The following is a 15,717-nucleotide window of genomic DNA, read 5'->3' as shown; positions in this document are numbered from 1 at the left end:
CAATTACACAGCATTTCACTGCGTTCTATTTTATTATAGCATTTGAAAAGAAAATGTAAATTATGGGAAACGTTTTAATGGATGGGTAGCAAAACAGGCCCGTCTGATGCTATAATGGATCATACAAAGAGAAACAGAAGGTATGAGAAAGGAGAAGGACCAATGAATATGGAATACGTACTGGAGCAGCTGAAAAACCTGCTTGCAATCGACAGCCCGTCAGGCTATACAAAAGAGGTGACGGATTATCTTTTAAATGAATTTGAGAAACTGGGAGTGCCGGCATACCGCACAGTAAAAGGTGGAGTGATTGCGGATCTCGGCGGAGAAGACGCGGACAATGCGGTCTTTGTAGAGTCTCATGTAGATACACTGGGCGCGATGGTTTCACAGATCAAGAGCAACGGATGTCTGGAGATTTCTCCGGTGGGAGGAATCGACGCCAACTCCGCAGAAGGTGAGACTGTCCGCATCCGGACACGGGACGGACGTATCTATGACGGGACATGCCAGCTTTGCAACGCCTCTGTTCACGTAAATGGTAAATATGCGGAGACAAAGCGGACATACGATGTGATGGAGATTGTTGTTGACGAAAAGACATCTTCCAAAGAGGAGACGGAGAAGCTGGGAATTATGACCGGAGATTTTGTCTGCTTTGAACCGAGAACAACAATTACAAAGAGCGGCTATATCAAGAGCCGTTTCCTGGATGATAAGCTCAGTACCGCAATGCTTCTTGGATACGCAAAGCATATCAAAGAGGATGAGGTGACACCTAAGAGGAGGATCTATCTTCATATGACAGTGTTTGAAGAAGTTGGACACGGCGGTTCCGCTTCCATTCCGGATGGTGTGACAGAAGTGCTTTCCGTGGATATGGGATGTGTAGGAGACGGTCTTGCCTGCAAAGAGCATCAGGTATCGATCTGTGCAAAAGACAGCAAGGGACCTTACAATTATGATGTCGTTTCTAATCTGATTGAGGCGGCGAAAAAAGCGGGATGCGATTTTGCGGTGGATGTTTATCCTCATTACGGATCGGATGCGGATGCTGCACTGACAGCCGGATATGATGTGCGCCATGGATTGATCGGGGCAGGTGTTTATGCATCTCACGGATACGAGAGAAGCCATGTGGATGGAGTGAAGAATACTCTTCTTCTGCTTGAGACATATCTTGGATAGGCTGGAGAAAGACAGGAGATTACGATTTACTTAAAATTCTTAAAAAAATGTGAAAACCATTTTATCTAAAAGAATCCGTGTTAAAATACATGTGTTACAGAAGAAATCAGATTTACGGAAGGGGAGACTGATTGTATGGAACATAAGGGAGGACGGATTAAAGATCATATCAGACGGGAAGAGCCTCAGGGACAGGATGACTGGATCGATGTGGAGTGGCTGGATGATGATGAAGATCTGGACAGCCGGCCGGATGCAGCCTCCGGGGAACAAGGCGGTGCGCAGGACAAGTCTGAAGAGGAGCCGTTTGAGATAGAAGACTGGAGAGACGAGGAGAACTGGAACCTCGAGAAAAAAGAGGAAACACCGAAATCCGAGCCGGCAAAAGACCCGTCAGCGAAAAGGAAAAATACCGGAGCACGCAGCACGGATGGACAGAATCCGCAAAGAAAGCGACGTCCGCAGCAGCAGGGATCCGGTACAGGAAAAGACGGTAAAAATGGTAAAAAACCGGTGAAAAAAGCGCCTCAGAAAGACAGCCGCAAAGACGGCAGACGAGAGCAGGAGCAACGGGATCAGGACAGACAGAAGAAAAAGAAATCAGGCTCAGCGGCCCGCCCGGTGAAAGCAGCCGGACGTGTGGCAGGAAAAGCCGGAAAGACAGCAGGAAAAGCAGTCGGAAAGGGAATTTCCATTGCGCTGAAATGTGGATGTTTTGTCGTGATGGCTGTGATTGTTCTGGAATTGTGGCAGGAATTCTGGGTTGAGAGAAGTACGCTTGGCGAGATCTGGCGGGTGGCCGCAGACCGGAATTATGCACAGGCGCTCTACCTTGGCATTGCGGGAGTCATTCTCCTGTACGGTGTCATTTCTGCACTCTGGCTTCTTGGAGGAAAGAAGATGCCGGACGGTAATCGTGTCAGAAGCTACGACACGGGACGAGGGCTGACAGCATTTATTCTGTTTGCCATTCTGGCGGCAGCTGCAGGTTATGTGGTACCGGTGATCCCGGCAAGTCCACAGGTTCTGGAAGGTGCGAGACTGGCACTTGCAGTAGTGGAGCGTGTCAGCACAGTTATACTCGGATGCAGTGTGATTGGTGTTGTGCTCTGTGTGATCAGAAAAATAGTAGGAAGATAAACAAAGAGGAGGACGTGACGGACGTCCTCCTTGTTTTGTAAAAAAATATAAAATGATTCTTTGATCAAAAGCAGCGGAAAGTTAACGGTCCAGAATCTGTCCTTCCGGTGTGATGACCCGGACCTGCCAGGGAATCATTTTTCCGCTGTTTTTCAATGCCTGTACTGCCGCGCGCTCCAGACCGCCGCAGCAAGGAACCTGCATCCGTGCGATCGTAAGGCTTTTGATTTCATTGTTTGTTAAAATGGAGGTCAGTTTCTCCGTGTAGTCGCCTTCGTCCAGCTTCGGACATCCGATGAGAGTGACGTGATTCCGGATGAAATCCTGATGGAAATTTCCATAGGCATAAGCCGTGCAGTCCGCGGCAATAAGGAGATTCGCGTTGTGATAGTACGGTGCCTGCTCCGGTACCAGTTTGATCTGAACCGGCCACTGGGAAAGAAGTCCGGGACAGCCGGAGGTCTGTTGCGCGGTCTGCGGTGCCTCGCTTCGCTGAATGGATTTTGCCATGGTTCCAGGGCATCCGCAGGCGAGAGCTGGCTTTTCATCTGCGGCTTTTCCGGCTTTTTCTGCCTGGGCAGCTTTGACGGCTGCCTCATCGTAAGCAGGCGCCTCCCGCTCTTCAAATGTAATTGCATTGGCAGGGCATGCAGGCAGACAGTCTCCAAGACCGTCGCAGTAATGTTCATGCACCAGTTTTGCTTTTCCATCTATCATTTCAATTGCGCCCTCGTGGCACGCCTGGGCACAGAGGCCGCAGCCATTGCAGAGTTCTTCGTTGATTTTGATTATTTTTCTGATCATCATATTCCTCCTTGTTCATTTTGTTTACAGGAAACGGCTTGACTTCCTGAGTATAGGATAGTACACTCAGGAAAAAGAGTCGGTTGTAATTACAACGAAGGAGAATTATGGATCAAATACAAATTATAGCAGAATGCCCGTTGTTTTCGGGCATGACCGATATGGAAATCCGGGGGCTTGTAGAGGAGATCCGGGCTATAAAGAAATATTACCGGAAAGGGGAAGTCCTGCTTCATGCGGGAATGGTTCCGGGTGAATTCGGTATCGTGCTGGAAGGATGTATTCATATATTGAGAGAAGAGTTCAGCGGAAGTACTACACTGCTTGCGCAGGGAATGCCGGGAGAGATTTTTGCGGAGGCCTTTGCGGCGGCAGGTGAGCCGTCTCTTGTTACGGTGGAGGCAGCCAGAGATACGGAAGTACTGTGGATTCATTTTGGACGGATGATGAGGCGAAGCGGGACAGGAAGGGCGCAGCAGATCCTTGTGGAAAATATGATGCAGATCCTGGCGAAGAAAAATCTGTTTCTTGCAGGGAGGGTCGCCCATCTTTCCAGAAGAACACTTCGTGAGAAAGTGTTGTCATATCTTGGCGGACAGGCGGCGAGACAGGGGAGCAGAAGTTTTGAGATCCCGTTTGACCGGCAGGGGCTTGCGGATTATCTTGCGGCGGACCGAAGTGCCCTTTCAGCGGTGCTTGGAAAGCTGAAGAAGGAAGGAGTTCTGACGTTTCGCAAAAATCATTTCACACTGTTGAATGAAGATGTGGATGCAGAGAATGCAGGCAAAGGAGGAAAAGTTTGATATGACAATCAAAGAAATCGCACAGCTCGCGCAGGTGTCAAGTGCGGCTGTTTCCAGATATCTGAATGGTGGATATGTAAGTGAGGAGAAAAAGGAACGGATCCGGGAGGCTATTGAAAAGACAGGTTATCATCCGTCGGCCCAGGCGAGGATTCTGAGGACGAAAAAAGCAAGGCTGATCGGTGTCGTAGCACCAAAGCTCAGTTCTGAGTCTATTGCAAGAGTGGCGGACGGGATCGGAGAGGTGCTGGCGGAAAAGCAGTTTCAGATGCTGCTTACTGTTACCAACAACCGGTCGGAAAAAGAGCTGGAATATATGCGGCTGTTTGAAAATTATCCGGTAGACGGGATTATTCTGATCGGAACGGTCATCTCCAAAAAGCACGAGAAATTTTTTGAGCAGAGCAAGGTTCCCATCGTAGTGCTGGGACAGTATACGGATAAAGCAAACTGTGTGTATCATGATGATTATGGCGCAGCGAAAGATCTGGCAGGGAGGATTGCCGGAAAAGAAAAGAAAAAAATTGCCTATATCGGAGTGACAAGAGATGACCGGGCTGTCGGGCAGGAAAGAGAAGACGGATTCCGGGCCGGACTTCTGGAGGCGGGAATTGTTCTTCCGGAAGAACTGTACGGGCTTTCGGAGTTTTCTGTTGAGTCCGGGTACCGTCAGGCAAAAGCGATTTTAGAGAAAAATAGTGATATCGATATCATATCATGCGCGACAGATACAATCGCGGCGGGAGCGATGGAAGCTTTGAAAGAGTGCAAAAAGGAAAGAAGAGAAAAGGTGAAAGTGACGGGTTTTGGGGACAATCAGTTCTTAAAAGCAGTTTCCGAGGGAATCACAACAGTCCATTTTTACTATAAAACAAGCGGAATCAAGGCTGCGGAAATGCTGCTGGACATTATTGAAGAAGGACATCAGGTGCCGATCCGGATGAAACTCGGATACCAGATTATGGAACATTAGACAGAGGATAAAACAGATAAGCAATCAATTTTCACAAAAACAGAATAGAAAAATCAGTAAAAGTGCCATATTTACAAGTGGCACTTTTTTCGTTACTATTTATGCAGGATATGAAATCGATTACATAAAATGAAGGAGGAGAAACATGGATTACAGAAAAACAGCAGAAGAAATCCTGGAGCATGTGGGCGGAAGCAAAAATATTGTTTCTGCCGCACACTGCGCAACAAGGCTTCGCCTTGTCATTGCAGACAATTCCAGAGCGGATAAAACAGCCCTGGAAAACGTAGACGGCGTAAAGGGCGTATTTGAGGCATCCGGACAGCTTCAGATCATCCTTGGAACAGGGACGGTCAATAAGGTCTTTGATGAATTCATCGCGGTTTCCGGAGTGACGGCCAGTTCCAAGGCAGAGGCCAAGGAGGCCGCGGTACAGAAGCAGAATATATTTATGAGGGCAATCAAGCTTCTGGGGGACATTTTCGTTCCGATCATTCCGGCCATTGTGGCAAGCGGATTCCTTATGGGAATCATGAACTCTCTGGACTTTATGAATTCCAATGGATTTATCAACATTGATACGAGCGGGTCCTTCTATGTATTCGCCAATATCTTCAGCAATACGGCGTATACATTCTTACAGATCCTCATCGCGTTTTCGGCAGCAAAAGCATTCGGTGCCAACCCGTATCTGGGAGCAGTCATCGGTATGATTATGATCAATCCGAGTCTTCAGAATGCCTACACCGTAGCGACAGAAGGTGTGCAGGCTACCCAGTCCGTCTTTTTCGGACTGTATGACATTGACATGGTCGGTTATCGGTCCGGTTTTCGTATGGGCGGAAAATGCGGTTCTGAGTGCGATTCAGTGGCTGCTTACCCTGCCGCTTGGGATCGGAAGCCTTATCATGGGCGGACTTTATGCTCCAACGGTTGTAACAGGCATCCACCAGATGTACACGGCCATTGACCTTGGACAGATTGCACAGTACGGAGTGACCTACTGGCTTCCTCTTGCAAGTGCGGCAAACATTGCACAGGGTGCGGCGGCGCTGGCAGTGGGAATCAAATCCAGAGATAAAAAGGTGAAATCACTTGCCCTTCCTTCGTCATTAAGTGCGTTTATGGGAATCACGGAGCCGGCAATTTTCGGAGTCAACCTTCGGTTTTTCAAACCGTTTATCGCAGGGTGTATCGGAGGAGGATGTGGAGCACTTTATGCCTCAATCGTGCATCTGGGAGCAAAAGGAACCGGTGTAACGGGTATTTTCGGAATCCTGCTTTGTCTGGAACAGCCGGTTCAGTATATTATCGAGATGGTCATCGCAGTGGGTGTGGCATTTATTCTCTCTTTTATTCTTTATAAGGATCAGAATAAAGATCAGAAGCCGGAAGTTGTGAAGGCGGATGCACCGCAGACATTGCCGGAAGAACACAGGGATGAAAAAGAGGCAGGCGAGATTCCTGCGAACACAACAGCAACGGCCGGAAGCGAAGAACTGCATACACCGGTCAATGGAACATTGATTCCGGTATCTGAGGTCAGTGATCCGACGTTTGCGGCGGAAGTGCTTGGGAAGACGGCGGCAGTCATCCCGTCAGACGGACAGATCGTGGCACCTTGTGACGGTCAGATTGTCAGTATCTATGAGACGGGACATGCAGTCTGCATTGCAAGCAGTCTCGGAGGAGAGATTTTGATTCATGTAGGAATCGATACAGTCAAGATGGAAGGAAAAGGATTTACGACAAGAGTAGCGGACGGGGATCAGGTACATGCCGGGGATCTGTTGATCGAAGCGGATCTTGATCAGATCAAAAAGGCCGGATACGATACGGCAACCATGATGATTCTGACCAATGCCGACAGCTTTGCGGCGGTTGATAAGGCTGAACCGCAGGAGGTCAGCCGGGGAACGACAGTAATGACGATCAGAACAGGAGCTTAGAATTCAATGAATGCATTATCCAAAGATCTTACAAAACTGGTCAAAATGATTGAGAAGATTGAGAGCCGGTCCGGAGAGCCAGACAGGTTCCGGCCAAGATTCCATCTGGCCCCTCCGGCCGGATGGCTGAACGATCCGAACGGGCTGTGCCAGTATCAAGGCCTGTATCATGCTTTTTTTCAGTACTCTCCATTTGACGTGGAGGGAGGCCTGAAACTGTGGGGACATTCCACAAGCCGTGACATGCTTCACTGGGAATATCAGGGAGCGGCACTTTACCCGGATCAGCCGTTCGACTGCCATGGTGTTTATTCCGGCTGTGCGTTGACAGAAGATGGCAGAATTTCTTTTTACTATACCGGAAATGTCAAGCTGGACGGCGACTTTGATTATGTGACGGAAGGAAGGGAAGCCAACACCATACTCGTGGAGAGCGGGGATGGCTTCCGGTTTGGACGAAAGCAGCTTTTGATGACAAATGAAGATTATCCGGAAGATGTGACAAAACATGTCCGGGATCCGAAAGTCTGGAAAGGGAATGGCATCTACTACATGATTCAGGGGGCCAGACGGAAAGATGATGTTGGAGAGGCGCTTCTATTTGCATCTTCAGACCGGATTCACTGGTTATTGAAAAACAGAATTACCACAAAAGAGCCGTTTGGCTTCATGTGGGAATGTCCGGACTACTTTGAAATTGATGGAAAGAAGATTCTCTCTGCATCGGTACAGGGACTGGAAGGTGAGAAATGGAAAGACAAAAATGTCTACCAGTCCGGTTATTTTGAAGTGAAAGGCCACGTTGCAGAGCAGTGTACGCTTTCGGAATATGTACTCTGGGATTACGGTTTTGATTATTATGCGCCGCAGAGCTTTGAGACAGAGGATGGCCGGAGAGTCCAGATTGGATGGATGGGAATGCCGGACTGTCCGGAACATACAAACCGGACTATCGAGGACGGATGGCAGCACTGCTTCACTATTCCAAGAGAAATTTATGTGAAAGACGGAAGAGTCCTGCAGCGTCCGGTCAGAGAACTGGAAGAAAGGAAACGGATTCTGGCAGAAGCGACAGGCGGCCTTTATGTGGAAGAAGAACCTGTTTATGAAGCAAGAATTGCGGAAATCAAAGAAAATCAGTTCCATGCTGTACTCGGAGAAGAATTGATTCTTGAATATCGGGACAGCAGATTTGAGATGCGGTTTATCAATCCTTCCAAAGACAATGCGTCCGGCGGACGGACCCTCCGGTATCAGGAAATCGAAACTCTGAATAATGTAACCATTCTCACAGATGTATCGACCTGCGAGGTGTTTGTAAATGATGGAGAGTATGTCTTTTCCACGAGATTTTATCCGGAAAACTACGGACTTCAAATTCAGGCGGACGAAGCGAAGATAAAGATGTGGGAACTGGTTTCGTAAAAAGGTTAATGATTATAGTAGGGCAGTATCGCGGCAAACGGTACTGCCCTGCTTTTGCCATCTGGAAATAGGGGACATGACTCGTATGAGAGAAAGCCAAATCAGATATTACGGTTAAAAGAAGAGGGTATTGCATTTGAACCGTAGAAATCAGAATCTACGGTTGCGAAACAAGAATTGCCAGATCAAACCGTCTGCGGCCACTAAAACCTGCGGTTATAATGGAGAAATTTCCCCAGAAAGCCGAAAAATCTGACTATCGGAACCGGGCGGGTTTCTCAGCAGTTTTCTCCTGGCAAAATCGTCTGATATCTCTTGCCTTTTGTCATGGAATATTATAGAATAATTCTGTGAGTTACTATGCTGAAGTGATTCAGCGAAAGGAGTTATAGCAATGGGATATGAAAAATTAAACGAGAAGATGATGGAGCTTAAAGATGAGATCTTTGCTTCCATCAAAGAGAGTGTCGCAATCGAAAGTGTCAAAGGCGCACCGGAGGAAGACGCACCATATGGAAGAGGACCGAAGGAAGCTCTGGACCACGCTCTGGCACTGGGCGAGAAGCTTGGATTTAAGACAGGCAATCTTGACAACAAGGTTGGCTGGATCGAATATGGCGAGGGCGAAGAAATGGCAGCGGTTCTTGGACATCTGGATGTTGTTCCGCTTGGAGAGGGATGGAAATACCCGCCGCTGGCATGCGAGATTCATGACGGACAGATGTACGGCCGCGGAGTTCTGGATGACAAGGGACCGGTAATAGGAGCGATTTATGCACTGAAAGCGATCCGTGATCTCGGACTTCCGATCGACAGAAGAATCCGTGTGATTTTCGGAACAGATGAAGAAAACGGTTCTTCCTGTGTAAAACATTATAACGAAGCTGGCGGAGAACAGCCTGCGATCGGCTTTACTCCGGACGGACAGTTCCCGGTTATCTTCTGTGAAAAGGGACAGTCTTTCTGGGAAGTTACAAAGAAAGTAGAAAATCCGTCCAGTGTCAAAGTGCTTTCTATTGAGGGCGGTACAGCAAAGAATGTCGTAACACCAAAATGTACAATGGTTGTAGAAGGTGATCTGGATGTCAAAGAAGCAGACGGCATCACCGTGACAAAGGCAGATGGAAAGACTACAATCGTGGCAGAAGGACAGGGCGCACATGGCAGTACTCCGGAAAAAGGAGTCAATGCGGCAATCAAGCTGTTTGAGGCTGTAAAAGATTGTGGCATCAATGGAGATCCGGGACAGATGATCAACTTTATTCTGGAAAAGATCGGAACAGAGACAAATGGAAAATCTCTCGATATCTGCTGGACAGACGAGGAGACAGGAGAGACAACAGTCAACCTTGGTGTTGTAAAATGCACAGAGGAAGATCTGTTCTTCACACTGGATATCCGCTATCCAAAGAACGGAGACCGCGACACCCTTGTTGCAACAATGAAGAAACAGGCAGAGGCTTATGGAATGAATGCAGATCTGGAGTCTGAAGGCAAACTGTTATACGTGCCGAAGGATTCTGAGCTGATTCGGAAGCTGATGAACGTATATAAAGAAGAAACAGGAAGAGACGATCAGCCGATCGCCATCGGAGGCGGTACATATGCAAAAGCATTTGATAATATGGTTGCTTTTGGGCCGACATTCCCGGGAGAGCCGGATGTCATTCACCAGCCGAATGAATGTGCGGATGTAGAGAAAATGATGCTGTCCTACCAGATTCTGGCGGCAGCAATGTATGAGATTGCACAGAAATAAAATGCTGATTTAAGACAGAATAGAAAAAGGATTCCGGAACTGTTCCAATGTCCGTTTTGTGATGTTGGAAACAGTCCGGAATCCCTTTTTTTGCGTGAAAATGCATTCCCCTCTTGCCGGAAAATATAGGATATGATACATTGGGCTTACAACACTTTTGGATGAGGGAGGTTATGAGGTGAAACTGATTTTGGAGTATCTGAAAAGATACAAATTCTGGTTTGTCCTGAACGTGATTTCCGTCTTTGGATTTGCTCTGGTGGAACTGGGGATTCCGACGATCATTTCCTATATGATCGACCAGGGAGTCATGAATGAGGACAAAGGATTTTTGATGAAGATGGGAGTGCTGACAGCGGTGATTTCTGTGATTGGCGTCTGCGGTACCATTCTTCTTGGTTACTGCTGTGCCCGGATTTCCACAGGGATTGCTCATGATATCCGGCAGGATGTTTTCCGAAAGGTACAGACTTTTTCGCACAGCGAAATGAATGAGATCGGAGTGGCATCTTTGATTACGAGAACAAACAATGATGCTTTTCAGATCATGATGTTTATGAATGTAATTTTGAGGACGGCAGTGCTGACCCCGGTTATGATTGTAGTAAGTTTCATGCTGACAGTCCGCACCTCTTTGGATCTGTCGCTGATCATTATTTCTACGATTCCTCTGATTATTATCGGGGTCGTTATTGTGGCGAAGATCTCCTCTCCGATCAGTGAGAGGCAGCAGGCGTCACTGGATTCTATCAACCGGATTTTCCGTGAGAATCTGACCGGTATCCGTGTCATTCGTTCTTTTAATAATGATGAATATGAATCTGAACGGTTTGACAAAGAAAATGTAAATTTTATGAACCAGTCGAAAAAGCTGTTTAAGCTGATGACCTCGACAGATCCGGTATTCTTTCTTATGATGAATCTTGCGATCATCGCGATCTATGTTGTTGCGAGCTTTATGATTGATGCCGGTACACTTCCTGTTGGAAAGCTGATTGCTTTTATGGACTATGTTTTCCATGCAATGTTTTCCGTATTGCTGTTCTGCCTTGTGTTTATGATGTATCCAAGGGCGAATGTGTCGGCAAAACGTATCCGGCGGGTACTTAAAACTGAGTCAATCATCGAGAACCACCCGGATGCTTCAAAGACAGAGGACAGGGAAAAGAGTATCGTATTTGATGATGTTACTTTTGCTTATCCGGACGGAGAAGAAGCGGTTCTGCAGCATATTTCTTTCGAGGCGAAGAAAGGCGAGACGGTAGCATTTATCGGAAGCACCGGTTCCGGAAAGAGTACGTTGATCAAGCTGATCCCGAGATTTTATGATGTATCAGCCGGAAAGATTTTGATCAACGGAGTGGACGTACGGGATATGGACATTTATAAGCTCCGCGAACGGATCGGATTTGTGTCCCAGAAGGCCAATCTTTTCAGTGGAACAATTGAGGAGAATATCCGTTTCGGCAACCGGAACGCGAGCATGGAAGAAGTAGTCCATGCGGCAAAAGTAGCGCAGGCCTATGATTTCATTATGGAGAAACCGGGGCAGTTTCAGGAGAGGATTGTAGAAGGTGCGGGAAATGTTTCCGGAGGACAGAAGCAGAGGCTTTCGATCGCAAGAGCACTGGTGCGGCACGCGGATATCTATATCTATGACGATTCTTTCTCCGCACTGGATTTCCGGACGGACGCAAAGCTGCGCAGTGAGCTTCGTAAGGAGATGACAGATGAGATTGTCCTGATCGTTGCGCAAAGAGTCTCTACGATTATGGATGCGGACCAGATTATTGTTCTGGACGAGGGCAGGATCGTCGGAAAGGGCACGCACAAAGAACTGCTTAAAAACTGCAGTGTATATCATGAAATTGCAGCTTCCCAGCTGAGTGAGGAGGAACTGGCTTATGAATAAAGAACAGATCGGCTGGAAGACATGTATGAAAGGGATGGGACGGTTTGTAAGTCCGTACAAAGGAAAACTTTTAGTGGCAGTCCTGACGACAGTGTTTGCGACAGCAATCTATTCCCTGAATCCGACAATAGAGGGGCTTGCAACGACACAGCTCGCCCGGGACGCGTCTGAAATTCTCCAGGGTGTCAGCGGGGCACATGTACATTTTGACAAGGTATTCCGCATTCTGGCGCTTCTTGGTACAAGTTATGTGACAAGGGCACTGGTGCTCCTTGTGTCGGCATTTTTCCTGACCAATGCGATTCAGCAGACGATGCATGATTTGAGAGGGGCACTTCAGAAAAAAATCCAGAAGATGCCGGTCAGCTATTTTGACGAGCACGCTTTTGGAGATGTATTAAGCTGTGTGACCAACGATGTGGATACGCTGAGCAATGCTCTGCAGCAGACGCTGACCAGGGTGATCAGCGGGGTGCTGACTTTTATTCTTGCGGTCAGCATGATGCTTCGGATCAATGTAGCGATGACGCTGATTGCATTGATCATTATTCCGCTCGTGGCACTTATTACGAAGGTATTTGTAAAGCGTTCCCAGGATCTGTTTGACATTCAGCAGAAAACCGTAGGACAATTGAATGGTGCAATCACGGAGCTGTACGGCGGATTTAATGAGATTATCAGTTACAATAAACAGGAAGATGTGGAAAAACAGTTTGAGGAAGTAAATCAGAAGATGAGAAATTCCGCGTTCAAGGCGCAGTTTGTCTCCTCTTTGATTTCTCCCTGCGTGTCACTTGTGACTTACCTGACGATCGGTACCTGTGCGGTAATCGGATGTCTTCAGGTTATTCAGGGGACCATTACGATCGGACAGCTTCAGGCATTTGTGCGCTATATCTGGCAGATCAACGATCCGCTGTCCCAGGTTTCCCAGCTTTCCGCACAGGTACAGGCAGCCTTTTCCGCCATGCGCAGAATCTTTACCCTTCTTGCTGAGAAGGAAGAGGATCAGGGCGGAAAGGCAGAGATTGCAAAGGATAAAATCGAAGGCAATGTGACCTTTGAACATGTACAGTTTGGATACGATAAGGAACTTCTGATGAAAGATGTCAATATCGATGTCAAGAAAGGCCAGACGGTGGCGATCGTCGGTCCGACAGGAGCAGGAAAGACAACGCTGATGAATCTGCTGCTCCGCTTTTACGACGTGAAGGGTGGTTCCATCAAGATTGACGGCATTGATATCCGGGATATGAAACGGGAAGATCTGAGATCGCTGTTCTCGCTCGTACTGCAGGATACATGGCTGTTCTCCGGAAGTATTTATGACAATATCCGCTACGGAAGACAGAATGCAAGAAAAGATGAGATTATCAGCGCTGCGAAGATGGCAAATGTCCATCACTACATCCGCACACTGTCCAGAGGATACGATTCACTGATCAATGAGGAAGCGAACAATATTTCTCAGGGAGAAAAGCAGCTCCTTACCATCGCAAGAGCGATCTTAAAGGATCCGCAGATTCTGATTCTGGACGAGGCGACATCCTCGGTGGACACCAGACTTGAGAGAAGGCTTCAGGAAGCCATGCTTCGGGTGATGGAGGGAAGAACATCCTTCGTTATCGCCCACCGGCTTTCTACAATCCGGGACGCGGACATGATTCTGGTACTGCGGGACGGAGATATTGTGGAACAGGGAACACACGAAGAGCTTCTGGCAAAGAAAGGAATGTACGAAAAACTGTATCATTCTCAGTTCGCGGGACAAAATTTTGATGAGGTTTGCTAGACATTGTGGTATGATAGTGTATAGATAATATGAGGAAAGGGGCATGAATCCATGAAAAAGAAACTCATTTTAGTTACATCACCACCGGCATGCGGAAAAACCTATGTTGCCATGAAACTTGCGGCAGAACTGAAGCATGTTGTATATCTGGATAAAGATGCACTGATTATTCTGAGCAGACAGATTTTTGAAGTGGCAAATCAGCCATATGACAGAAGCTCGGATTTCTTTGAAGAACATATCCGTGATTACGAATATGCGGCGATTCTGGATATGGCAGTGGATGCGCTGGAATACGATGACATTGCGCTGATCAACGCGCCGTTTACCCGTGAGGTCAGAAATCCGAGATTTATGGAGAGCCTCCGGCAGGATCTGATGCGAAAGAATGCAAGACTTTATGTTGTGTGGGTTGTCACAGATCCGGCAATCTGCAAGAAGAGGATGATCCGGAGAAACAGCGACCGTGACACATGGAAGCTGGCACACTGGGATGAGTACATGGCAAAGACTGATTTTTCCATCCCGGAAGAACTGAACGACAAAAGCAAAGATCAGGAGCTCCTTCTGTTTTATAATTCCAATGAAGAAGAGTTCCGCAAATCCATGAAAGAAGTGGTACGAAAACTCCAGGATGAGGAGTAAAGAGAAAAGTCAGACAGACGAATGCAGACAGGAGATTCCGGCCGGACGGCAGGGGATCTCCTGTCAGACGTAGGGGGAGTCTGGAACAAGGACAAAAGAGAGGACCGGAATATGGAAATACAGATGTACAATATGGGGCTTGGAGAATGTTTCCTGCTGGAAGACGGAACAGAAAAACTGGCAGTCAACTGTGGAACCCGCAATAAAAGAATCAATGGGACAGACAGCGGAGAGATTTACCGGGAGATACAGGACCGGGCGGCAGAAGAGGGATATGATTTGCTGATTACACAGTTTGATCCGGAACATATCAGCGGGTTCCTCCAGACAGGCCGGGTACGGCCGGGTGACGGAATCCGGACTGTATACCTTCCGGATCTCTTTTCGGAACGGTGGATGAACGAGGTGCTTGCTCTGCTGCTTTTGCAGGATCTTTCCAGAGGAGGGTTTCTTCCGGGAAAAGCGGTGACACTTACCAGCCTGATGGAAGTACTTTTAACTTTTCCGGGCAGGCTTTGTTTCCTGAAAAGGGGAGAGAGCATCGGCGGGAGGTATCAGGTACTCTGGCCGCAGAAAGACGGACTGAAAGCGGAGATGGAACAGACACTTAAGTCCGCGGGGATTCTCGACGCTTTTTATGAGCAGGACCGCTGCATGTGGAGAGAACTGGTCCGGGTCTCCTCAAGAATGAGAGAGATTTACATGCGGCTTCTTGCCATTTCCAGAAGCGCGGATGTTCCGAGAAATGAAGAAGGAATCCCGGTGGAACTGGAAGAGGACATCAAAAACTTCCGGTCGGACTTCAGAAAGCTGCGTAGAAACGAGCGGTTTCTTGGAATGGTGGAACGGTGCCAGAAACATCTTGAGATTCTGAAAGCATTTCATGACAGGACAGGACTGATTTTTCATACCCGTGAAGACAGCAGCAGGAATTTTCTCTATACAGGAAACACCTGGAAAGAAAGGGCGGCATGGCTGGCGGCAAATGAGGACGGGCTCGCCGGACTTCACAGAGAATACTGGTGCATTACGCTTCCGGGACATGGGACGGATGCCTGTTACTGGGATTTCTCGGAGTATGCTCCGAAGCACTTCCTCGTATCCAACGGGTACGTAGCGGGACAGGAGAACGGGAAGGTATCCGGACGTTACAGCGGCATGTTCGCCGTCCCGGATGTAACGATGCACTGTACCAGCGCAGACTGGTGCGAGGGGCGGAGGAACGGTATCTGCAGCTGCTGGAGCGCGCAGATCACATCTCCGCATCATTATTCCGTCATCCGGTAGCACGAAAGAAAAGATCCGACATGCAAAGAAAGGGAGGACA

The 15,717-nt window shown here is 47.9% G+C and carries 13 protein-coding genes; 12 read left to right on the top strand and 1 reads right to left on the bottom strand.

Features of this window, described 5'->3' with window-relative positions; all coding sequences use genetic code 11:
- The first annotated feature begins 162 nt into the window (after nucleotides 1–162).
- Both H6A32_RS06835 and H6A32_RS06830 read left to right on the top strand, forming a co-directional pair.
- On the top strand, nucleotides 163–1,188 hold the full coding sequence (locus tag H6A32_RS06835; RefSeq protein WP_087169632.1) for a M42 family metallopeptidase: 1,026 nt from the start codon (nucleotides 163–165) through the stop codon (nucleotides 1,186–1,188).
- A gap of 135 nt (nucleotides 1,189–1,323) precedes the next feature.
- On the top strand, nucleotides 1,324–2,328 hold the full coding sequence (locus H6A32_RS06830; protein WP_087254677.1) for a hypothetical protein: 1,005 nt from the start codon (nucleotides 1,324–1,326) through the stop codon (nucleotides 2,326–2,328).
- A gap of 81 nt (nucleotides 2,329–2,409) precedes the next feature.
- Here the strand turns inward: H6A32_RS06830 and H6A32_RS06825 are convergent, their stop codons facing one another.
- Entirely contained in the window at nucleotides 2,410–3,132 is a 723-nt protein-coding gene (locus tag H6A32_RS06825; RefSeq protein ID WP_204863983.1) for an ATP-binding protein, read from the bottom strand.
- 107 nt (nucleotides 3,133–3,239) lie between these two features.
- On the opposite strand from H6A32_RS06825, the gene H6A32_RS06820 reads away from it, so the two are divergent.
- The 10 genes from H6A32_RS06820 (at nucleotide 3,240) to H6A32_RS06780 (ending at nucleotide 15,677) form a co-directional block, all read left to right on the top strand.
- Entirely contained in the window at nucleotides 3,240–3,935 is a 696-nt protein-coding gene (locus tag H6A32_RS06820; RefSeq protein ID WP_087169629.1) for a Crp/Fnr family transcriptional regulator, read from the top strand.
- A 1-nt stretch (nucleotide 3,936) separates the two neighbouring features.
- Nucleotides 3,937–4,908: a LacI family DNA-binding transcriptional regulator gene (locus tag H6A32_RS06815; RefSeq protein WP_191427268.1), complete on the top strand. Its 972-nt coding sequence runs from the start codon at nucleotides 3,937–3,939 to the stop codon at nucleotides 4,906–4,908.
- Nucleotides 4,909–5,053: 145 nt separating this feature from the next.
- Nucleotides 5,054–5,878 (top strand): glucose PTS transporter subunit EIIB, encoded by an 825-nt coding sequence (locus H6A32_RS16315; RefSeq protein ID WP_346342252.1) that lies wholly within the window; start codon nucleotides 5,054–5,056, stop codon nucleotides 5,876–5,878.
- Nucleotides 5,763–6,857 carry a glucose PTS transporter subunit IIA gene (locus H6A32_RS16845; RefSeq protein ID WP_346342253.1) on the top strand — a complete coding sequence of 365 codons (1,095 nt, stop codon included), beginning with the start codon at nucleotides 5,763–5,765 and terminating at the stop codon, nucleotides 6,855–6,857. Before H6A32_RS16315 ends, H6A32_RS16845 begins: the two co-directional genes overlap by 116 nt.
- Nucleotides 6,858–6,863: 6 nt before the next feature.
- The gene (locus H6A32_RS06805) at nucleotides 6,864–8,282 is read left to right on the top strand and encodes a glycoside hydrolase family 32 protein (protein WP_204863982.1); all 1,419 of its coding nucleotides are present in this window, start codon (nucleotides 6,864–6,866) and stop codon (nucleotides 8,280–8,282) included.
- Nucleotides 8,283–8,676: 394 nt separating this feature from the next.
- Nucleotides 8,677–10,041 (top strand): dipeptidase PepV, encoded by a 1,365-nt coding sequence (gene pepV / locus H6A32_RS06800; protein ID WP_204863981.1) that lies wholly within the window; start codon nucleotides 8,677–8,679, stop codon nucleotides 10,039–10,041.
- Nucleotides 10,042–10,219: 178 nt separating this feature from the next.
- Complete coding sequence (locus H6A32_RS06795; RefSeq protein WP_087168717.1) at nucleotides 10,220–11,953, top strand: ABC transporter ATP-binding protein; 1,734 nt, start codon at nucleotides 10,220–10,222, stop codon at nucleotides 11,951–11,953.
- Entirely contained in the window at nucleotides 11,946–13,745 is a 1,800-nt protein-coding gene (locus H6A32_RS06790; protein WP_087168716.1) for an ABC transporter ATP-binding protein, read from the top strand. The genes H6A32_RS06795 and H6A32_RS06790 overlap by 8 nt, the downstream gene beginning before the upstream one ends.
- A gap of 51 nt (nucleotides 13,746–13,796) precedes the next feature.
- On the top strand, nucleotides 13,797–14,390 hold the full coding sequence (locus H6A32_RS06785) for an AAA family ATPase (protein ID WP_087254651.1): 594 nt from the start codon (nucleotides 13,797–13,799) through the stop codon (nucleotides 14,388–14,390).
- Between the two features lie 21 nt (nucleotides 14,391–14,411).
- Nucleotides 14,412–15,677: a hypothetical protein gene (locus tag H6A32_RS06780; RefSeq protein ID WP_087254646.1), complete on the top strand. Its 1,266-nt coding sequence runs from the start codon at nucleotides 14,412–14,414 to the stop codon at nucleotides 15,675–15,677.
- Nucleotides 15,678–15,717 lie beyond the last annotated feature (40 nt).

It is taken from the genome of Drancourtella massiliensis (assembly GCF_016900655.1).
GTDB classification, from domain to species: domain Bacteria; phylum Bacillota; class Clostridia; order Lachnospirales; family Lachnospiraceae; genus Sellimonas; species Sellimonas catena.
Note: the sequence above shows the minus strand (reverse complement) of the source record. Positions and strands in the feature narration are given on the sequence as shown.